At 36.9% G+C, this 22607-nt stretch carries 17 protein-coding genes and 1 pseudogene; 17 read left to right on the top strand and 1 reads right to left on the bottom strand.

Annotation, left to right across the window (positions count from 1 at the left end):
• The first annotated feature begins 72 nt into the window (after nucleotides 1-72).
• From lepB (BR87_RS02340) to BR87_RS02290, 11 genes and pseudogenes are all read left to right on the top strand, one after another.
• A complete protein-coding gene (gene lepB, locus BR87_RS02340; RefSeq protein WP_035028200.1) occupies nucleotides 73-618 on the top strand; it encodes a signal peptidase I in 546 nt (181 codons plus the stop codon).
• Between the two features lie 24 nt (nucleotides 619-642).
• Nucleotides 643-1296, top strand: coding sequence for a signal peptidase I (lepB, locus tag BR87_RS02335; RefSeq protein ID WP_035028199.1), 654 nt, complete (start codon nucleotides 643-645; stop codon nucleotides 1294-1296).
• Nucleotides 1297-1377: 81 nt separating this feature from the next.
• Entirely contained in the window at nucleotides 1378-2247 is an 870-nt protein-coding gene (gene ylqF, locus BR87_RS02330; RefSeq protein ID WP_035028198.1) for a ribosome biogenesis GTPase YlqF, read from the top strand.
• Between the two features lies 1 nt (nucleotide 2248).
• The gene (locus BR87_RS02325) at nucleotides 2249-3031 is read left to right on the top strand and encodes a ribonuclease HII (RefSeq protein WP_035028197.1); all 783 of its coding nucleotides are present in this window, start codon (nucleotides 2249-2251) and stop codon (nucleotides 3029-3031) included.
• 159 nt (nucleotides 3032-3190) lie between these two features.
• Nucleotides 3191-4060, top strand: coding sequence for a DNA-processing protein DprA (gene dprA, locus BR87_RS02320; protein ID WP_035028196.1), 870 nt, complete (start codon nucleotides 3191-3193; stop codon nucleotides 4058-4060).
• Nucleotides 4061-4253: 193 nt separating this feature from the next.
• Nucleotides 4254-6332, top strand: coding sequence for a type I DNA topoisomerase (gene topA, locus BR87_RS02315; protein WP_035028195.1), 2079 nt, complete (start codon nucleotides 4254-4256; stop codon nucleotides 6330-6332).
• Nucleotides 6333-6471: 139 nt separating this feature from the next.
• Nucleotides 6472-7371, top strand: coding sequence for a tyrosine recombinase XerC (xerC, locus tag BR87_RS02310; protein ID WP_404813292.1), 900 nt, complete (start codon nucleotides 6472-6474; stop codon nucleotides 7369-7371).
• A gap of 42 nt (nucleotides 7372-7413) precedes the next feature.
• Nucleotides 7414-7953, top strand: a complete 540-nt coding sequence (gene hslV, locus BR87_RS02305) for an ATP-dependent protease subunit HslV (protein WP_035028194.1) — start codon at nucleotides 7414-7416, stop codon at nucleotides 7951-7953.
• A gap of 15 nt (nucleotides 7954-7968) precedes the next feature.
• Entirely contained in the window at nucleotides 7969-9393 is a 1425-nt protein-coding gene (gene hslU, locus BR87_RS02300; protein ID WP_035028193.1) for an ATP-dependent protease ATPase subunit HslU, read from the top strand.
• Between the two features lie 22 nt (nucleotides 9394-9415).
• Nucleotides 9416-10224 (top strand): annotated as a pseudogene (gene codY / locus BR87_RS02295) (GTP-sensing pleiotropic transcriptional regulator CodY).
• Between the two features lie 45 nt (nucleotides 10225-10269).
• Entirely contained in the window at nucleotides 10270-11145 is an 876-nt protein-coding gene (locus BR87_RS02290) for an aldose 1-epimerase family protein (RefSeq protein WP_035028192.1), read from the top strand.
• 64 nt (nucleotides 11146-11209) lie between these two features.
• Here the strand turns inward: BR87_RS02290 and plsY are convergent, their stop codons facing one another.
• Nucleotides 11210-11800, bottom strand: coding sequence for a glycerol-3-phosphate 1-O-acyltransferase PlsY (plsY, locus tag BR87_RS02285; RefSeq protein ID WP_084683620.1), 591 nt, complete (start codon nucleotides 11798-11800; stop codon nucleotides 11210-11212).
• A 454-nt stretch (nucleotides 11801-12254) separates the two neighbouring features.
• Between plsY and parE the strand changes: the two genes are divergently transcribed.
• The 6 genes from parE to BR87_RS02255 all read left to right on the top strand — a co-directional run bounded on the left by parE (nucleotide 12255) and on the right by BR87_RS02255 (nucleotide 22184).
• Complete coding sequence (gene parE, locus BR87_RS02280; protein WP_035028188.1) at nucleotides 12255-14252, top strand: DNA topoisomerase IV subunit B; 1998 nt, start codon at nucleotides 12255-12257, stop codon at nucleotides 14250-14252.
• On the top strand, nucleotides 14242-16695 hold the full coding sequence (gene parC, locus BR87_RS02275; RefSeq protein WP_035028187.1) for a DNA topoisomerase IV subunit A: 2454 nt from the start codon (nucleotides 14242-14244) through the stop codon (nucleotides 16693-16695). The genes parE and parC overlap by 11 nt, the downstream gene beginning before the upstream one ends.
• 266 nt (nucleotides 16696-16961) lie before the next feature.
• A complete protein-coding gene (gene pflB / locus BR87_RS02270; RefSeq protein ID WP_035028186.1) occupies nucleotides 16962-19190 on the top strand; it encodes a formate C-acetyltransferase in 2229 nt (742 codons plus the stop codon).
• A gap of 85 nt (nucleotides 19191-19275) precedes the next feature.
• Nucleotides 19276-20037, top strand: a complete 762-nt coding sequence (gene pflA, locus BR87_RS02265) for a pyruvate formate-lyase-activating protein (protein ID WP_035028185.1) — start codon at nucleotides 19276-19278, stop codon at nucleotides 20035-20037.
• Nucleotides 20038-20256: 219 nt separating this feature from the next.
• Nucleotides 20257-21204 carry a LysR family transcriptional regulator gene (locus BR87_RS02260; protein ID WP_035028184.1) on the top strand — a complete coding sequence of 316 codons (948 nt, stop codon included), beginning with the start codon at nucleotides 20257-20259 and terminating at the stop codon, nucleotides 21202-21204.
• A gap of 50 nt (nucleotides 21205-21254) precedes the next feature.
• Nucleotides 21255-22184 (top strand): manganese-dependent inorganic pyrophosphatase, encoded by a 930-nt coding sequence (locus BR87_RS02255; RefSeq protein WP_035028183.1) that lies wholly within the window; start codon nucleotides 21255-21257, stop codon nucleotides 22182-22184.
• Nucleotides 22185-22607: the final 423 nt, after the last annotated feature.

Here is a 22607-nt window from a genome sequence, read left to right as displayed (position 1 = left end):
TTGGAAATAAATAGTTATTTTTGCTGTTTTCTTGTATGATAAAGATAAATAGATAAGTTTGGGGCGACAGATATGGAGAAAAAGACATGGAAGAACCAGTTATGGAATTGGTTTAAACCCTTTTTATTAGCAGTGGTACTGACAGCTTTTTTTCGAAACTTTGTCTTTCTGCCAATGACCATTGAAGGAAATTCCATGATGCCGACTTTTCAACCGAATGATCAAATTATTGTGAAAACAATTTATCATATCAATCGGTTTGATTTAATCGTCTTTAGAGATGCTTCCAATCGGATACTTGTTAAAAGAGTGATTGGATTACCTAATGAAACGTTAAGATACGAAAATGATGAATTGTATATCAACGATAAATTAGTGCAAGAACCTTTTTTAGAAAATGACTTTGTGAAAAATGTTGGCGGTTCATGGACTTCTGATTTTACATTAGAAGAGTTGACAGGTAAAATTGTGGTACCTAAAGATGAATATTTTGTTTTAGGGGATAATCGCAGATCAAGTAATGATAGTCGTTATTTTGGTTCCGTACCTGCATCTGCTATTATTGGTGAAACATCAATGATTTATTTTCCGTTCCAACGTTTGTCTATTGTTCAATAAATTAGCAGAAGGTCGTGGTAATTAATGAGTAAAACAACTTATTCGGATGGACGAGATTCTCAAACAGAGTCTTTTGAGGCTAGGCGTATTCGTCATAACGGGGAAAAGAAACCCGAAGACAATCAGAAAAAAAGCTGGGCGGCAGAAGCGGGCAGTATGCTTTTATACATTATTGTAGCAGTGATTATCTTTTTACTTATTCGTCATTTTTTATTTGTGCCCGTAAGTGTGGATGGAGAGTCAATGTACCCAACATTGCATGATCAAGATCGACTGATTTTAAATAAAATCGAAAAAACAGAACGGTTTGATTTGATTGTTTTCCCTGCACCCGATGATCCTGGTAAACAATACATCAAACGTGTCATTGGCGTGCCAGGTGATGAAATAATGGTTACTGATGATCAGCTGTATGTGAATGGAGAAGCTGTTAAGGAGCCTTATTTAGATGAAGCTAAAGCAAACCTAGCACCTGGAGAGGTACTGACGGATAATTTCACATTAGCTTCAGTGACCGGTATGGAAAAAGTTCCAAAAGGTTCTTATTTTGTAATGGGAGACAATCGAACCAACTCAAAAGACAGCCGTTCTTTTGGATTTGTTGATGCTGCTACAGTCACAGGAACAACAGATATACGCATCTGGCCTTTAAAAGATTTTGGAATGGTCAACCATTAATAAAAAAAAGCTTCATTAAAAAAGGGATGAGCAGCATGCTCGTCACCTTTTTTTATGAAAAATAGTAAAGGAGAGAAAAAAATGACAACAATTCAGTGGTTTCCAGGACACATGGCTAAAGCCAGAAGACAAGTAACAGAAAAATTAACGCTAGTAGATATCGTTTTTGAATTAGTAGATGCCAGAATCCCGCTTTCTAGTCGCAACCCTATTTTAGACGAATTAATTGGAGAGAAGCCGCGCATTGTCATTTTAAATAAAAGCGACTTAGCTGATGCTGCTTTAGTTCAAAAATGGGTAGCTTATTTTAACAAACAAGGAATTTCTGCTGTGCCGATCGTAGCTCAAGAAGGTATTGGGATGAAAAAAGTAATGAGTGAGGCCAAAAGATTATTAAAACCTAAATTTGACCGTATGGCGGCTCAAGGGCGAAAACCACGAGCTATCCGGGCAATGAGTATCGGCATTCCAAACGTTGGAAAATCTACTTTGATCAATCGATTTGTCAAAAAGAATATTGCTAAAACAGGGAACAGACCGGGTGTTACGAAAGCACAACAATGGTTAAGATTAAATAAAGAGCTGGATTTATTGGATACGCCGGGTATTTTATGGCCAAAATTTGAAGATCCAGAAACAGGTAAAAAACTAGCTTTGACAGGTGCCATAAAAGATACTATTTTGCAGTTGGATGATATAGCTTTATATGGAATAGAAAGATTTCAAAAAAATTATCCTGAAAATTTAGCGGCTCGCTATAATTTATCTGCAGCAGAGTTGGCTTTGACGCCTCCAGAGTTGTTAATGTTGATTAGTGAAAGAAGAGGATTTAGAGAAGATTACAGCCGCGCAGCAGAAATGATTATTTATGAAATACGAAATGGAAAAGTAGGCCGTTATACACTTGATACAGTTCCATCTACCCCCTTATCAGAAACAGGTGAAAAATAAGATGGATAAACCTTTATCGATTGCGGCTATAAAAAAACTACTTTTAACGATTGATCACCCACTCGATGAACGATTGGCTGTTCTGCAAGCCGATCCGAGAAAAGGAGTCGCCGCAGCTTTAAAATCATGGCAAAAAAGTTTTAAGAAACAGCAAGACTTAAAAGAACAACAACAAAGAATGCTGCAGATTGAAAACCGATTGTGGAACAACCAAGAGGATAGTATGATTGCTGGAATTGATGAAGTCGGACGTGGTCCTTTAGCTGGACCAGTGGTAGCAGCAGCAGTCATCTTACCAAAAGATGTTTCTATTTTGGGGATCAATGACTCAAAACAACTCTCCCATGAAAAACGAGAACAATTATTTGATGAAATTCAAGCAACGGCTTTAGGAATCGGTATTGGCATAAAAGAACATGATATCATTGACGAAGTAAACATCTACCAGGCTACTAAATTGGCTATGTTAGAGGCTATCCAGCAATTACCGATCGTTCCCGACCATCTTTTAATTGATGCGATGCAATTGCCGACAGCGATTCCGCAAGAAAGTTTCATTAAAGGCGATGCTAAAAGTCTGTCGATTGCAGCGGCTAGTATTATTGCAAAAGTGACACGTGACCGAATAATGGCTGAGTACGATCTTCTCTATCCGGGTTATGACTTTGCTAAAAATGCAGGGTATGGAACTAAAAATCATTTAGAGGGATTGGACCGATTAGGAGTCTGTCCGATTCACCGCCATTCTTTTGCTCCAGTGAGAGAAAAATTAACTCTATTTTAAAACACGCTAAGAAAAAGAATTAAAAAATAGAGTAAGGATAAGACTGTTGTCTCATCCTTCTCTATTTTTTTTTTGAAAATAAATGAATAGGGGATGATTTTGCGGATAGTACTTTTGATATTAGTGTCATAATTACTATTAGGAAAAGGAGCAAACAGAATGGAAGATCATTTACTAAGAAATAAAATTTTTCATCTAGCACATTGCCGGGGAGTAGGCCCCATCACCCAAATTCGAATGTTAACGGCTTTATTAGATGATACTGGTTTATCTGCTGCACAGCTGGCAATAAAAGCAGCCTTATCCTCAAAGAATACAGCCATTTTTTTAAACAGTTATGCAGCTATTCAACTAGAAGCAGTGATGGAGCGGTATAAAAAAGAACACATTCATTGGTTGACGATTTTAGATAACCGCTATCCTGAATATTTAAGACAAATTTACAATCCTCCTGTTGTGCTTTTTTACCAAGGAAACTTAGCTTTATTGGAACAGAAGCTGCTAGCGGTTGTAGGAGCTAGGAAAAACACAGCATATGGCCTCTTTGTTTTAGACCAATTGCTTCCTGAATTGATAGAAAATGACTTTGTTCTGGTCAGCGGATTAGCCAAAGGAATTGATTATGCAGTTCATCAAAAGACCATTTCAAAAAAAGGAAAAACGATTGCGGTAGTCGGAACTGGATTAGACCTCGCTTATCCATTTGAACACAAAGCGTTACAAGCTGAAATCGGCAGAGATCATTTGCTGCTGTCTGAGTACCCTATAGGCGAAAAACCGTTGAAACAACATTTCCCAATGAGAAATCGTATTATCGCAGGACTATCTGTAGGGACATTAGTGGTCGAAGCACAGTCTCGTAGCGGAAGTTTGATTACAGCTAATCTTGCGTTGCAAGAAGGACGAGAAGTTTTTGCTGTTCCCGGAGCAATTACTAACCCTTATTCAACAGGTACAAATGAATTGATTTTACATGGGGCCAAATGTGTTTTGACAGCTGAGCATATTTTAGAGGAATTGTCCTATTGAACCCTCACAAAAAAAGAGAAATAGTGAAAAAACTCTTCTATATTATAGTTAAAAAAACAAGTTTTTAGCTGGGTCGGGATTTCAATAGTTGACAAAAGGGCATTGGATAGCATAAGATGATTAACGATTTCTCTTTCAACTATTAAAAAAGCTGAAAGGAGAAAATAAGAGCTCATTTGAAAGGAGCATTCCATTGGCCTATAAATACTTGGTGATCGTTGAATCGCCGGCTAAAGCAAAAACAATTGAAAAATATTTAGGCAAAAATTATAAAGTTGTTGCCAGTTTAGGTCATATTCGGGATTTACCGAAAAGCCGCATGGCAATTGATGTAGAAAATAATTATCAACCAGAATACATTTCTATTCGCGGCAAAGGACCACTAATAAAAGAATTAAAAGGTTATGCAAAAAAGGCTGAGAAAGTTTTTCTAGCAGCTGACCCGGACAGAGAAGGAGAGGCTATTGCTTGGCATCTTAGCTACCTTCTTGGTTTAGACAGAAGTGACAAGAATCGAGTTGTCTTTAATGAAATCACAAAAGAAGCTGTTAAAGGCGCTTTTAAAGAACCTCGTTCTATTAATATGGAATTAGTTAATTCTCAACAAGCGAGAAGAATACTCGACCGTTTGGTTGGGTATACACTAAGTCCGATTTTATGGAAAAAAGTAAAAAAAGGCTTAAGTGCTGGTCGTGTCCAATCGATTACACTAAAACTGATTTGTGATCGAGAAAATGAAATCAATGCCTTTAAACCGGAAGAATATTGGAGTATTGGAGGAAACTTTAAAAAAGGCACCAAAAAATTTAAAGCTTCTTTCTATGGATTAAACGGTAAAAAAATGGAGTTAAAAAACAATAAAGATGTTCAAAAAGTCATCCAAGAAATAAAAAGCAAAGATTTTGAAGTAACCAAAGTAACCAAAAAAGAACGCAAACGGAATCCTGCTTTGCCATTTAAAACGAGTAGTTTGCAACAAGAAGCCGCTAGGAAGTTAAATTTCAGAACACAAAAAACAATGATGATTGCTCAACAGTTGTATGAAGGAATATCATTAGGTCGCGGCGGTGCTATTGGGCTGATCACATATATGCGAACAGACTCCACACGTATTGCCGATTCGGCTAAAAATGAAGCTGCTGAATACATTACTAAAGAGTTTGGTGCTGAATACGCTGCTTCAAAACCGCGTATTGCTAAAAAAGCAGCTAGTGCTCAAGATGCGCATGAAGCAATTCGTCCTTCAAGTGTGATGCGAACACCTCAAGAAATTGAAAAATATTTAACTAAAGATCAATATAAATTGTATAACCTCATCTGGTCACGTTTAGTTGCCAGTCAAATGACAGCTGCTATTTTTGATACGGTAAAAGTGGATATTGTTCAAAATACAGTTCTATTTAGAGCAAATGGTTCCACTCTTAAATTTCCTGGATACCAAAAAGTTTATGTGGAAGGGACAGATGACGGCAAAGAAGAAAAAGAAAACAGCTTGCCTGAATTAGAAATAGGAGATGTGGTTAAGTCTGTTGATATTGAACCTAAACAACACTTCACACAGCCGCCTGCGCGTTTTTCTGAAGCGACATTGATTCGGACACTGGAAGAAAATGGTGTTGGACGTCCATCTACGTATGCCCCGACGCTGAACACGATTCAAAAAAGGTACTATGTGAAATTGCAAAGTAAACGTTTTGAACCAACTGAATTAGGTGTTATTGTAAATAACTTAGTTGTAGAATTCTTTCCGCAAATCGTAGATATTCATTTTACAGCAGAAATGGAAAAAGACTTGGATGCTGTTGAAGAAGGAAAAGAAGAATGGGTCAATGTAATTGATCGGTTCTATCACCCTTTTATTAAAGAAGTAAAAAATGCTGAAGAAACGATTGAAAAAATTCAAATCAAAGATGAACCTGCTGGATTCGATTGTGATCTATGCGGCCATCCAATGGTCATTAAGCTTGGGCGATATGGAAAGTTTTATGCTTGCAGTAATTTTCCAGAATGTCACAATACGAAAGCGATTGTCAAAGAAATTGGTGTCACTTGTCCGTTATGTAAAGAAGGTCAGGTCATTGAACGAAAATCTAAGAAAAATCGTTTGTTTTATGGGTGTGATCGGTACCCAGCTTGTGAATTCGTGTCATGGGATAAACCGATTGGCAGAAACTGTCCAAAATGTGATCATTATTTAGTTGAAAAGAAAACTAAAGGGAAAAAACAAGTTATCTGCAGCAATTGTGATTATAAAGAGGAAGTTCAAAGTTAATGAGTTTAGATGTTCTTTTTTAGCTCTCTTAATGAAATAGATTAAAAAATCAATAAGTTTAAAAAGCATTCAGCATATTCAATTGTATTCCCTTTATTTCTATGATAAAGTAATTTTGTCATATGAGTGGAGGGTTTTTTTGGATAATTTGGAAATGAAAGAAGTTTTTTTGCGGTATTTGATTACTGAACGTCATTATTCTGAGCTCACTAAAAAAGCATATGAAGAAGATATTACTGAATTTTCAGATTTCTTAGCGGCAACTGGTGACACTCAATACGAAAAGGTCACTTTACAAGATGTTCGCATTTTTTTGGGAGAATTGAGCCAACGAGAATTAAGCCGTAATACCATTTCAAGAAAAATATCAAGCCTGAGAGCATTCTATCAATTTCTTTTAAAAAATCAAGCTGTAACGGAAAATCCGTTTTCTTATATCCATTTAAAAAAGAAAACGCTTCGTTTGCCTCGATTTTTTTATGAAAAAGAGATGGATGCTTTATTTCAAGCTGTTAAAGGAGAAAAGCCGCTTGATTTTCGGAATGAAGCTCTTTTAGAGGTTCTTTATGGAACAGGAATAAGGCTCAGTGAATGTAAAAACATTCAATTAAAAGATATCGATTTTGATTTAAGTGTCGTTTTGATCCATGGGAAAGGCAACAAAGAACGTTACGTTCCGTTTGGTCATTATGCAGCTGTCGCTTTACAAGAGTACCTTAGAAAAGGGCGTTCTCTGTTAATGACAAAATACCATAAAGAACATGACTATCTATTTGTGAACCAATATGGCGATCAACTATCGGCTTCAGGAATTGAATATATTTTGAATCAGATTATAAAAAAGAGCAGTTTAACTGCGGATATTCACCCTCATATGTTAAGGCATACTTTTGCTACTCATCTATTAAATAATGGAGCAGATCTGCGGACCGTTCAAGAATTGTTGGGTCATGCCAGTTTGTCTTCCACGCAAATCTATGCACACGTGACAAAAGAACATTTACAAAAAAATTATCGTCAGTTTCATCCACGTGCTTAATACGTTAAGTTAGCTGACGAGATGATGATGGAGGAAAAAAGAATGACAACATTTCATGCTACAACGATTTTTGCAATCCAACACAACGGGGCTTGTGCCATGTCAGGAGACGGACAAGTCACGATGGGTGAAAGTGTCATTATGAAAGGCACAGCTCGTAAAGTGCGCCGAATCTACAATGATAAAGTACTAGTTGGTTTTGCTGGAAGCGTAGCCGATGCATTTACTTTAGAAGAAAAATTTGAAGCAAAATTAAATGAATACAAAGGTAATTTAACGCGTGCTGCAGTTGAATTAGCACAAGAATGGCGGACAGACCGAGCGCTTCAAAAATTAGAAGCTTTGCTGATTGTGATGAATAAAGATGAGATGTTGCTCGTTTCAGGTTCAGGCGAAGTTATCCAACCAGATGATGGTATCTTAGCGATTGGCTCCGGTGGGAATTTTGCTCTTTCTGCAGGACGAGCATTAAAAAAATATGGCAAGGACCTAACTGCAGCAGAAATTGCAGAAGAAAGTTTAAATGTAGCTGCAGATATTTGTGTTTATACTAACCACAACATCGTTGTTGAAGAATTATAAGGACGTGAGAAAAGAATGAATACTTTAGAAAATATGACACCCAGAGAAATTGTTGCAGAATTAGACAATTATATTATTGGACAAACCAACGCAAAAAAATCAGTTGCTGTAGCTTTACGCAATCGGTACCGTCGTTTGCAACTAGATGAAGATTTCCAAAAAGATATTACACCTAAAAATATATTGATGATTGGGCCAACAGGGGTAGGGAAAACAGAAATTGCGCGCCGTTTAGCTACGATTGTTAAAGCACCTTTTATTAAAGTAGAAGCTACTAAATTTACTGAAGTAGGGTATATTGGTCGTGATGTAGAATCGATGGTACGCGATTTAGTTGAAGCAGCGATTTTGCTGGTTGAAAAGCGTCAATATTCAAGTGTGTATATAAAAGCTGAAAAAATAGCCATTGATCGCTTAGCTAAAATCTTAGTGCCAGGTATTAAAAAAGAGAAAAAAGAAACAGCTGCGCCTAATCCATTTGAAGCTATGCTGAAAGGTATGGGATTGAATCCAAGTGCAGATAGCGAAGAAGATGATGAAACTGAAACAGAAGTTCCAGAATCTATTTCGATAAACCGGGAAACCATTAAACAACAAATTCGTGATGGTTTATTAGATAACAGAGAAGTGACGATTGCTGTTGAAGAAAGCAAAAAAACAATGAACTCTCCTATGAATGCCAGTTTAGAACAAATGGGTATTGATTTGAATGATACATTAGGAGCTTTACGTCCAAAAAATAAAGTAAAGCGCTCCGTAACAGTTAGAGAAGCTCTTGATATTTTAATTCAAGAAGAATCAGAAAAATTAGTTAACCGAGAAGATATCCATGCTGAAGCTATCACATTAGCTCAAAATTCTGGAATTATCTTCATCGATGAATTTGACAAGATCACATCTAGAAGCAGCAACTCAGGGGAAGTATCTCGTGAAGGTGTTCAACGTGACATATTGCCGATTGTTGAAGGCTCACAAGTGACTACAAAATATGGAACGATCCAAACAGATCATATCCTGTTTATTGCTTCAGGTGCTTTCCACGTATCTAAACCGAGTGATTTAATTCCGGAATTACAAGGACGTTTTCCAATTCGTGTAGAACTAGATGATCTGTCAAAAGAAGACTTTGTTAAAATTTTAACAGAACCGAATAACGCGTTGGTTAAACAATATGTTGCTTTATTAGAGACAGACAATATTGAAGTAACCTTTACTTTTGAAGCCATTGAGCAGCTAGCAGATATTGCTTATCGGGTAAACCAAGAAACGGATAACATCGGAGCTCGTCGTTTACACACGATTTTAGAAAGACTATTGGAAGATCTGTTATTTGAAGCACCAGATATGCAAATGGGAGAAATCACGATCACGCAAAATTATGTCAATGAAAAAATTGCCCATATCGTTGAAGATAAAGATTTAAGCCGATACATTTTATAATATATGCTTGGAGGATTAGCCTATGAGTGGTTTGCTTCAAAAAATGCGTAAAATAAATAATATGCTACAAAAAAAGGCGGGGTAGTGAATAACGATCCGACTGAAGAAGGCAAGCTGCCTTTTACTGATATGGCTGGTATACTTGCAGATATATTGAATGTGAATGCTTATCTCATCGATGAAGCAGGAACCCTGTTAGGATACAATGAAAAACACGAAATCAACAATGAACGTGTAAAAGAGATGTTAACGGCAAAGGAATTTCCTTGCGAGTATGCTGCCAGCATGCTTGAAATCAGCGAAACACGTTCAAACATTGGAATTGAGAGCGACTATACCGTTTTTCCAGTTGAAACACGAGATTTATTCAAAAATGGACTGACGACCATTATTCCTATTTACGCAGCTGGAGAACGGTTAGGCACTTTGCTGCTAGCTCGTTTATCACCGGAGTTTAACGATGACGATTTGATATTAGGGGAACATGCTGCTACAGTTGTAGGGATTGAGATTTTATATAAAAAATCAACCCAAATCGAAGAAGAAGCTAGAGACATTGCAAATGTTCAAATCGCTATGAAGACATTATCTTATAGTGAGCTGAAAGCAGTCCAAGCTATTTTTGAAGAATTGAATGGACTGGAAGGTCGTTTGACTGCTTCAAACGTAGCAGCTAAAATCGGGATAACACGTTCCGTTATTGTGAATGCGTTGAGAAAGTTAGAGTCTGGTGGTATTATTGAATCTAAGTCATTGGGAATGAAAGGAACCTATATCCGAGTTCACAATACAAAATTCATCGATGCATTAAACAAAGAGCGAATTTATTAAATAATAGGTTTGTTTAATAAATAAAAGGTTACTGGGGGAATAAAAGTGATCACATTAGAAAATCAATATCTAGTCGTTACTGTTTCTGAAAAAGGGGCAGAATTAACTAGTGTCAAAAACAAAGAAAACCAGATTGAATATTTATGGCAAGGAGATCCTTCTTTCTGGAAAAGGCAAGCTCCGGTTTTATTTCCTTTTGTCGGCCGGTTAAAAAATGACCAATATGAATACAATAATAAGACTTATCATATGTCACAACATGGCTTTGCCAGAGATTATATTTTTAATGTGACCCATCAAAGTGAATCTGAAGTAGCTTTAGAATTAACAGCAAGTGAAGCTACTAAAGAACATTACCCATTTGATTTCCGTTTGACGCTGACCTACTCGTTAGAAAAGCAGACGATTAGAGTAGCTTATCGAGTAGAAAATTTAAACCATCAAGAAAAGATGTATTTTTCAATCGGAGGACATCCGGGATTTAATATTCCTTTAACGAATGAGACTTCTTTTGAAGACTATTACTTGAGTTTTCTTCCTAAACGCTCAAGAACACTTATCCCATTGAAAGGTTCCTATTTGGATCTCGAAAACCGGACATTGGGGCAGACAAATACAGACATTGCTTTGAGAAGAGCTTTATTTGATCAAGATGCTTTAATTTATGAGACAAAGAATAAAAATACTTTTTCTATTCGCTCTGATAAAACACCGCATGGAATTGCTGTTTCTTTTGAGAATTTCCCTTATGTAGGGATTTGGTCTCCTGCTAAACAGGATGCTCCGTTAGTTTGTATTGAACCCTGGTTTGGAATTGCTGATGCAACTGATGCAAGCGGGAAATTAGAAGAAAAAATGGGAATACAGCTATTGGAACCGAATGGACAATTTAATTGTCACTACGACATCACAATCGAGTAAACCATCAAAAAAACGCCTGACAGTTTAATTCTGTCAGGCGTTTGGTTTGGCAAGGTTAAATTCATTACTTGGAATCTTTTTTATAACCGAAACCGAATGGAACCTTACTTTCTGTACCCGTGCGTATTCTTTTTATATTGTCTTTATGTCGGTAAATAATAAAAATAGTTAAGAGTGCAGCAATAGTTGTTAAAATCCAGTCATTTGTTAAAAGAGTAGAGGGTGTTATAATCAGCAAGGAAAGCATGCTGGAAAAACTGACCATACGTGAAAAAAATAAAATAACCAAAAACAACAACACACAATAAATAAAAAATGACGGGTTATAGGCTAATAGTACACCGGCACTCGTTGCTACGGCTTTGCCACCTTTAAATTGCGCAAAAACAGGGAAGGTGTGTCCTATGATTGCTCCGAGTCCTACCACCATTGGATTAAGATCAGAATGGAGCAAGTAAGGCAGACTAGCTGCAAGAGTTCCTTTTAAAACATCAGCAAACAAAACAAGAATTCCAGCTTTTATTCCTAAAACCCGAAAAGTATTCGTCGTTCCAGAGTTTCCACTGCCATAATTCCGGATGTCTTTTCCGTAGATTTTTTTGCCTATCCATACTCCAGATGGAATGGAACCGAGTAAATAGGCTGTAATGAACATAAGGATTATTTTAAGCACTTTATTCACTCCTAACTCAGCAATTTAATTGCCGATACGCCATATTTTACCATTTATTTTATTTTAAGGCTAGTAAAAATCGAGTAATGCGAATGAGCTGAAAGCAGAATAGAGCTAAACTTAAAGAAAAAAATGACCATAAAAATTCTTTATAGAGTTTAACTTGCTTTTTTATAATGAAACTTGTTTAATAAGAAAGCATGGCGTATACTTTTTGTATACGAACATACTTTCGGTTTTTAAATAAAAAGGGTGATTTTTTCTTTTCAATCCCTTATAGTTAGAGTATTATTGAATAGATGCTTAACGAAATAAACGGATGACTACAAAGTGAAAATGTTAATGAAAGACGTTGAAAGAGAAGAAATTTCTTTTGAACGCATGTTAATTTTTGCCGCTACGTATGACGTAATAAGGATTTAAGGAGTTTTTATACATGCAAAGAAAAACAGAATACAACGATGCTTCTATTCAAGTCCTAGAAGGGCTAGAGGCTGTACGTAAACGACCAGGAATGTATATTGGTTCTACAGATACAAGAGGATTGCATCATTTGGTTTATGAAATCGTAGATAATTCAGTAGATGAAGCTTTATCTGGCTATGGAAATGAAATCGTAGTGACGTTGCATAAAGACGATAGTGTCAGTGTAAAAGATAACGGACGCGGGATGCCGATAGGGATGCACGCTTCCGGCATTCCAACAGTTCAAGTTATCTTCACGGTATTGCATGCTGGTGGTAAATTCGGACAAGAAGGCGGCTATAAGACTTCTGGCGGGTTACACGGCGTTGGAGCCAGTGTTGTTAATGCACTTTCAGAATGGCTTACGGTTACGATTGTTAGAGATGGTATTGAGTACAAGCAAGAGTTTGTTAATGGTGGAAAACCTAAAGGAACGTTAACGAAGAAAAAAAATAGTCAGAAAAAAAATGGAACAACTGTCCATTTTAAACCAGATGCGACAATTTTTTCTACAATAAAATATTCCTATGATGTTCTTTCTGAACGCTTAAGAGAATCAGCTTTTCTATTAAAAAACCTTCGAATTGAATTGATTGATGAACGAAATGACCAATCAGATGTTTTTCATTATGAAGAAGGAATAAAAGAATTTGTAGCTTATTTAAATGAGGATAAAGATACCCTTACCCCTGTAGCTTATTTTTCAGGAGAGAATAATGAGATTGAAGTAGAATTTTCTTTCCAATACAATGATGGCTATTCCGAAAATATTTTGTCTTTTGTTAATAATGTCAGAACAAAAGACGGCGGAACTCATGAATCTAGTATGAAAACAGCTTTAACAAAGAGCTTTAATGACTATGCTCGTAAGGTCAATTTGTTAAAAGAAAAAGACAAAAATCTGGAAGGCAGCGATTTTAGAGAAGGATTGGCGGCAATCATCTCTGTACGTATTCCTGAAGACTTGCTTCAGTTTGAAGGGCAAACGAAGAGCAAGCTAGGTACAGGACAGGCCCGTGGAGCAGTTGAAGCAGTAATCGGCGAACAATTAGGTTTTTACTTAGTAGAGAATGGAGAAACAAGCCAACAATTGATTCGCAAAGCTCTTTCAGCAAGAGAAGCACGAAACGCGGCTAGAAAAGCACGGGAAGAAAGCCGAAATGGGAAAAAACGGAAAAAGAATGATTCGCTGTTATCAGGAAAACTCACACCAGCGCAAAGCAAAAATGCGAAGCGAAATGAATTGTATTTAGTCGAAGGAGATTCAGCTGGAGGTTCTGCAAAACAAGGACGGGACCGTAAATTCCAAGCGATTTTACCCTTACGCGGAAAAGTCATCAATACTGAAAAAGCGAAATTACAAGACATTATGAAAAATGAAGAAATCAATACTATGATTTATACGATTGGTGCCGGAGTAGGGCCAGAGTTTGATTTAGCAGCTTGTAATTACGATAAAATTATTATCATGACAGATGCCGATACGGATGGGGCTCATATTCAAGTGTTATTATTGACGTTTTTCTACCGATATATGAAACCTTTATTTGAAGCCGGAAAAATTTATTTAGCGATGCCGCCCTTATATAAATTATCAAAGGGAACTGGGAAAAAAGAAAAAATTGCTTATGCTTGGACTGATGACGAATTGGTCGATGTGACGAAAGCTTTTGGCAAGAATTATATTTTGCAGCGGTATAAAGGATTAGGAGAAATGAATGCTGGGCAACTGTGGGAAACGACCATGGACCCAGACACTAGAACGCTTATCCGTGTCAGAATCGATGATGCTGCTCAAGCTGAACGCCGTGTAGCTGTTTTAATGGGAGATAAAGTTGAACCGCGTCGTAAGTGGATCGAATCTCATGTGGAGTTTTCGCTTGAAGAAAGCAACAGTATATTGGAAAACGAACAGCTAATGGAAACATCAGAATTAGAACATAAAGGAAGTGCTGTAGATGGAGAATAGAGCGGATATTCAAGAATTAACGCTTGAAGAAGTAATGGGAGACCGTTTTGGCCGGTACTCCAAATACATTATCCAGGAACGTGCGCTTCCAGATATTCGTGACGGCTTAAAACCAGTGCAACGCCGGATCTTATATGCAATGAATGTAGAAGGAAATACCTATGAAAAAGGGTTCCGCAAATCGGCTAAAACGGTTGGGAATGTGATTGGTAACTACCATCCGCATGGCGATAGCAGTGTTTATGAAGCCATGGTACGATTGAGCCAGGATTGGAAGCAACGTGAAGAATTGATTGAAATGCATGGGAATAACGGTAGTATGGATGGAGATCCTCCGGCTGCTATGCGGTATACAGAAGCACGTCTAGCTAAAATAGCCTCAGAATTACTACAGGATATTGATAAAGAAACCGTCGATTTTGTATTAAACTTTGATGATACGGATGAAGAACCTACTGTTTTACCTGTACGCTACCCTAACTTACTGGTTAATGGCGCAACAGGTATTTCTGCCGGTTATGCAACGGATATTCCAGCACATAACTTAACTGAAGTAATTGATGCAACGATCCATTTGATTGATCATCCTCAGGCAACCGTGCCGGAATTGATGACTCATTTGAAAGGACCCGACTTTCCAACAGGCGGAATTTTACAAGGCGTAAACGGGATAAGAAAAGCTTATGAGACTGGAAGAGGAAAAGTAATTGTTCGTTCTAAGACTAGAATCGAAGACTTAAGAGGCGGGAAACAACAAATCGTGATCAATGAAATTCCTTATGATGTCAACAAGGCTGTACTGGTCCGTAAATTAGATGAAATCCGTATCAATAAACGCATAGACGGAATCGCTGAAGTTCGCGATGAATCAGACCGGACTGGACTGCAAATCGTAGTAGAACTTAAGAAAGACGTAAATACTCAAGGGATTTTAACTTATTTGCTCAAAAACACTGATTTGCAAATTTCTTATAATTTTAATATGGTAGCTATCGATAAAAAGCGGCCTAAACAAGTAGGCATTATTCGTATGTTAGAAGCTTATCTTGAACACCAACGTGAAATCATTACTCGACGGACACAATTTAATTTGAGAAAAGCAGAAAGTCGGGCTCATATCGTTGAAGGTTTGATCAAAGCCCTTTCTATTTTAGACCAAGTTATTTTTGCGATTCGCAGTAGTAAAGATAAGAAAAATGCAAAAGAAAATATCAAGGAACAGTTTGCATTCACTGAAGCACAAGCAGAAGCGATTGTTTCTTTACAATTATACCGTTTAACCAATACAGATATTACAGCTCTAGAGCTAGAAGCTGAAACACTCAAGAAAGCTATTCTTTCTTTTACAAAGATTTTAACCAGTTCTGCGGAAATGAAGCGAGTGATGAAAAAAGAACTTGCTGAAATCAAAAAAAATTATGGCAATCCTCGTAGAACAATGATTGAAGCAGAAATAGAAGAATTAAAAGTAGAAACTGAATTGCTGGTAACGCAAGAAGAAGTAATTGTTTCGGTTACAAAAGAAGGCTATATCAAACGAACGAGCTTACGTTCTTATGGTGCATCCAAGCCAGAAGAGATCGGTGTACGGGAAGGCGATTACCCTATTTTTATTGAACAATTAAATACCTTAAATCATCTCTTGCTGTTTACGACTAAAGGAAATGTGATCTATCGTCCAGTTCACGAAATTGCAGAATTAAAATGGAAAGATATGGGTGAACACCTTTCTCAAAACATTACATTTGAAAAAGACGAAATGGTGCTTAAAGCGTTTGGATTAAACGAATTTGACCCGGAAACGACCTTTACACTTATTAGTAAAGAAGGTTTTATTAAGCAAACCAGTGCAGAAAGTTTGACTGCCGGTCGGAGTTATCGAACCAAGTCTTTTGTTGCAATGAAACTGAAAACTGAAACAGATCTAGTTACCAATGTTATTTATTCGCAAGAACAACTGGGTAAGGATGTGTTCTTAGTCACTCACCGAGGTTTTGGCTTACGTTTTCCATTGGAGGAAGTGCCTATAGTAGGAGCGAAAGCAGCCGGCGTAAAAGCCATCAACTTGAAAAAGGACGATTATATTGTAAATGGTGTGCTGTTTGATAGTAAGGCTTCTAAATCAGAAATACTGATCCTTACTCATCGAGGCTCCGTTAAAAAAATGAACCTTAATGATTTTGATACATTAGGCAGAGCAAAACGCGGTTTATTGGTTTTAAGAGAATTAAAGAACAATCCGCATCGTGTGGCATTCTTGTTAGATGGAAATAAAGACCATGAATATACAATAGAGACTGAAAAAGGCAAATCCATACATTTAGCTAGCTCGAACTATCAAATGAGTGACCGGTACTCTAATGGTTCCTTTATATTAGATGAAGTAGCAGATGGTACTCCAATCGATGTTCATGAAAAAATGATTTATGAAGTAAATAATTAACCTAAAAAGCATGCAGCTAGTTTGCATGCTTTTTTTATACCCCATTTTCAACAAAGTATGTGAAATGGTAATCAAATTTACTTTTTAACGATGATTATTAAACGATATTGCGAAAAAAGATTGTTTAGGTAAATACCAAAGAATTTTTTTAACGAGAAAGAAATTATTTTCGAAATCTCAGTTGTTTTATCCTTTGCATGTGTTATAATGAGCAATGTAAAGTATTAGTTTATCCAGTCGAATAACAATAAGGAGGTTTATTTAAAATGGAACAATGGAAAGGCTTTAAAGGGAAAATATGGCAAGAAGAAATCGATGTTCGTGATTTTATCCAACAGAATTATAAACCCTATGATGGAAACGATGAGTTTTTAGAAGGACCTACTCAAGCAACTTCTGATCTTTGGGATCAAGTTATGGAATTAAATAAAGCCGAGCGTGAAGCAGGCGGGGTATTGGATATGGATACAAAAGTCGTTTCTACCATTACATCTCATTCTGCAGGTTATTTAAATAAAGAATTAGAACAGATTGTAGGTTTTCAAACAGAAAAACCATTCAAGCGTGGGTTACAGCCTTTTGGAGGCATCCGCATGAGCGAACAATCTGCTGAATCTTATGGGTTTGAGATTGATCCAGAAGTTTCACATATTTTTCGCGAATACCGTAAAACTCATAACCAAGGTGTTTTTGATGCCTATACTCCAGAAATGCGAGCTGCTCGCCGCAGCGGTGTTATTACAGGGTTGCCCGATGCCTATGGCCGTGGACGAATTATTGGCGATTACCGCCGTGTCGCACTCTACGGGTTAGATCATTTGATTGCAGATAAGAAAAAAGATTTAAACAATACTGGTTATGGTACCATGAGTGATACGGTTATAAGAAACCGAGAAGAATTAAATGAACAAATCAGAGCGTTAACAGAATTAAAAGAATTAGGGCAGATATATGGGTTTGATATTTCTCAACCTGCTGAAACTGCACAAGAAGCTTTCCAATGGTTGTATTTGGGTTATTTAGCAGCAGTAAAAGAACAAAATGGAGCAGCGATGTCTTTAGGCCGTACGTCCACTTTCTTAGATATCTATATAGAACGTGATTTACTGAATGGAACACTGAATGAAGCAGAAGCTCAAGAAATAGTGGACCATTTTGTTATGAAACTTCGATTAGTCAAGTTCTCACGTACGCCTGACTATAATGAATTATTTTCTGGCGACCCTACATGGGTAACAGAATCGATTGGCGGTGTTGGCGAAGATGGTCGCCATATGGTCACAAAAAACAGCTTCCGTTTTCTTCACACGTTAGCTAATTTAGGTCCTGCACCAGAACCAAACTTAACGGTTCTTTGGTCAACTCGTTTACCGGAAAACTTTAAACACTTTTGTGCAAAAGTTTCAATTGCTTCAAGTGCGATTCAATATGAAAATGATGACATCATGCGTCCTGAATGGGGAGATGACTATGGGATAGCTTGTTGTGTTTCTGCTATGCGAATTGGTAAACAAATGCAATTCTTTGGAGCTAGAGCCAACTTAGCAAAAACTCTCTTATATGCTATCAATGGGGGCATTGATGAAAAATCTAAAGCTCAGGTAGGACCTAAGTATCAACCAATCGCTTCAGAATACCTCGATTACGAAGAAGTAATGGAAAAATATGAAGATATGATGGAATGGATTGCAGGATTATATTTAAATACGTTGAACGTTATTCACTATATGCATGATAAGTATTCTTATGAGCGCCTTGAAATGGCTTTGCATGACAGTGAAATCATGCGAACAATGGCTACAGGAATCGCTGGTTTCTCAGTCGTTATTGATTCTTTATCTGCTATTAAGTACGCTAAAGTAAAAACTCTTCGTGACGATGATGGCTTAGTAGTGGATTATGAAATTGAAGGGGAATACCCTAAATACGGCAATAATGATAACCGGGCAGATGAAATTGGTATCTGGTTACTGAAAACCTTTATGACAAAAGTCAAAAAACACCCAACTTACCGGGATGCAAAACACACGACTTCTATTTTAACGATTACCTCTAACGTTGTATACGGCAAAAAGACAGGAAATACACCTGATGGACGCCGTGCTGGTGAACCGTTTGCTCCTGGAGCAAATCCAATGCATGGGCGGGATACACATGGCGCTTTGGCAAGTTTAAATTCTGTAGCAAAAATGCCTTATAGTTATTCATTAGATGGAATCTCTAATACTTTTTCTATCATCCCGAAAGCTTTGGGGAAAGAAGATGACGTACAACAAGCTAATTTAGCAAGCATGTTAGATGGTTATGCTCAAAAAGGCGGACACCATTTAAATATAAACGTCTTTAATCGGGAAACTTTAGTAGATGCCATGGACCATCCAGAAGATTACCCACAACTTACAATTCGTGTATCTGGTTATGCGGTTAACTTTATTAAGCTTACAAGAGAACAACAATTGGATGTTATCAATCGGACAATGCACGACAATATGTAAAAATAGAAATTGCTAAAACCATTAGCATAATCTTATTCACTGGCTTGTTACAAAGAAAGAATTTAAAGGAAATGGGGCTTTTTAGATGGGGAATTCAGCTGTTGGTTATGTTCATTCAACTGAAAGTTTCGGATCGGTTGATGGCCCAGGCATTCGTTTCATTGCTTTTATGCAGGGATGTCGTATGAGGTGCCAGTTCTGTCATAATCCTGATACATGGAATATGGGCGGGGGAACACCTTATACAGCAGATGAATTGCTGGATGAAGCGTTAAGTTATCGTGAATATTGGGGAGAAAGAGGGGGGATCACGATCAGTGGTGGTGAGCCTTTGCTGCATATAGACTTTTTAATTGAATTGTTTAAAAAAGCTAAAGCTCAAGGAGTGCATACAACCTTAGATACATGTGGCCAGCCATTCACATACGATCAACCTTTTTTCGACCGATTTCAAGAACTGATGGAGTATACGGATTTATTATTATTTGATATCAAACATATTGATGATGAAAAACACAAAGAGTTAACGATGATGTCGAATAAGAATATTTTAAATATGGCTCAATACCTATCTGAAATCGAGAAGCCAGTGTGGATTCGACATGTGCTGGTCCCTGAAAAGTCGGATTTCGACGAAGATCTCATTCGTCTAGATACGTTTATTCACTCTTTAAAAAATGTAGTGAAAGTAGAAATTTTACCTTACCATAAATTAGGTGTCTATAAGTATGCTGCTTTAAATATTCCTTACAAGTTAAAGGATATTGAACCTCCCACTACAGAACGTATTGAGAATGCTAAAAGGTTATTGCATGTAGACCAATACAAACTATATGAAATGATGTAAGAAGAATAAGCAGTTGAAAAGAGGGTGAGACAAAAGTCTCGCTCTTTTTTATATGTTCATTTATATGTATTCTAAAAAGCAGCCTACCTGTTTGATTTATTAGGAAGGATACATCCTTTGTTAGATTGAGAGCTAAACGCTTTTTTGCACTTCTATATTTTGATTTCATTGAACTAATTTATAAGATTTACGTTATAATAGGACAAAGGAGGGGATACGATGGAACAGAAAAAGCCGGAAATGTTTTCTTCAAAGACATTAGACTATTTTCTTCAATTGGCAGAAACGATGAATTATACAAAAGCTGCTCAGATTTTAGGGATTACACAACCGGCATTGACTCAACAAATTAAAAAAATAGAAAAAACAATAGGCACTCCTTTATTTTATTCAGTTGGTAAAAAGCTGTATTTGACAGAAGCAGGACATACGATGCTGCAAACGACCCATTCTATTTACGCGGTTCTGATTAATGCAGCTGATAAGATACAAAAGAATTCAAATACCAATAAAGGAGAAATCAAAATAGGCTTATTATCTTCTATTGAAGATAAAGTGTTTATTGATTTTTTCAGTTACTATTTTAAAATAAATCCTGGTATACAACTAACTTTATTGATGCTGAGTCGCGATGAAATTTGGAATAAATTGGAAAACAATGGTATTGATTTAGCTATTATGTATTTGCCCGATCAAAAAATAAAAAATTGGAAATCCTATACTGCCGAGAAAATCTTTGAAGAAGAATTGTTATTTATCCATCATAAAGAAGAATTGAATGGCCAAGAAGCGATTACATTAGCACAAACAACGAATCACCAATGGACCGTCTATCCAGATACATACTATATGAATGATTTATTACGTGAAGAATTTAAAAACCAAATGAGGGATTGGCCATCTATTTCTGGCTTTTTTACCACTCCACAGCAATTATATAAGTTTAGTAAGTCGACAAAGAGTTTTACGGCATTGCCTTATTCCTTTGTTTTCAATCATCAGCAAAAGCTCGAGTTTCCGGCGCTTTCTTTTGATCCGCCTATCTTTTTCCAATTGTCTTTTATCTACCGTAAGGATAAAGAATTGATTCCGAGAATTAAAAAATTTCTAATTGATTTTAAATTGTATTTAGAAAAAACCGACTATTCTACTAGACTAAAATCCTGATTTAGTGAATAATAGAAGGTGAAGTTATGAAAATAAAGGAGCGTTATAATATGAAGAAAGTATTGATTTTTGGACACCAAAACCCCGATACAGATGCGATTGCATCGGCTATTTCGTTTGCTTACCTGCAAAATCAGTTGGGGGTAGAAGCTGAAGCAGTTGCCTTAGGCGAAGTAGGAGAAGAAACCCGTTATGCATTGGACTATTTTAACTTTGAAGCGCCGCGTGTTATAGAAACCGCAGCAAATGAAGTAGAACAAGTCATGTTGGTCGATCACAATGAGTTCCAACAAAGTGTTTCAGATATAAAAGACGTAGAAATAACGTCTGTTGTCGATCATCATCGTATAGCTAATTTCGAAACAGCTAATCCGCTGTATTACCGTGCAGAACCTGTGGGCTGTACAAATACGATCATTTTAAAATTATTTAAAGAAAATTCAGTTGAGATCCCTAAAGAATTAGCTGGTTTGATGTTATCTGCTATTATTTCAGACAGTTTGTTGTTTAAATCTCCAACATGCACTCCAGAAGATGTTAAAGCAGCAAAAGAATTAGCTGACATTGCGGGTGTAGATAGTGAAACGTATGGTTTAGACATGTTAAAAGCCGGTACGGATCTAAGTCAAAAATCAGTAGAAGAATTATTGACTATGGATGCTAAAAGTTTCCCAATGGGAGATAAAAGTGTTCGAATCGCTCAAGTAAACGTTGTAGACGTAAATGATGTGTTTTCTAAACAAGCTGAATTAGAATCAGCAATGACTCAAGCTAATTTAGAAAATAATTATGATTTATTTGTTTTAGTCGTTACGAATATTTTAGATAGTGATTCAGTTGTATTAGCGGCAGGAACACCAATGGAAGCTGTAGAAGAAGCTTTTAAAGTTACATTAGAAAATAACAAAGCTACTTTAAAAGGAGTAGTTTCACGAAAAAAACAAGTTGTGCCGCAATTAACAGCTGCATTAACTAAATAACAAAGAAACAAAATAAAAGTAGAGTAAACCAGATTGAATAGTTGAATTCAATCTGGTTTTTTGGTGCGCCCGGCATGGGTGATAACTTGGTGGTGAAAGTCCACTACAGGCTTTGCAGTAGGAACTGTTAGCGAATAGCAAGGGTGTCCCCCGTGAGGAGGAATCTGAAGGAAGCTGGACGCAAACACTCGCACTGACGAACAGAAATCTCATACAAGGCTGACTGGAGATGGACGAGCTTGCCAAATAAAGTGAAGTCCTATACTGCACGAATCTCCTACAGTAAATGAGGCAGTGACATGAGTGGAAGGTTATCATTCTTACCCGGGGAGGTCTCACTAGCGGCAAACACCGTAGTAACAACGAATAGTGAGAAGTCAGCAGATGCCATAGTAGGAGAACGCCGTTCTCTGAAGGGCAGAA

The organism is Carnobacterium mobile DSM 4848 (genome assembly GCF_000744825.1).
Lineage (GTDB): Bacteria > Bacillota > Bacilli > Lactobacillales > Carnobacteriaceae > Carnobacterium_A > Carnobacterium_A mobile.
The sequence above is the reverse complement of the archived record's forward strand: the minus strand, read 5'-3'. Positions and strand labels throughout refer to the sequence as shown.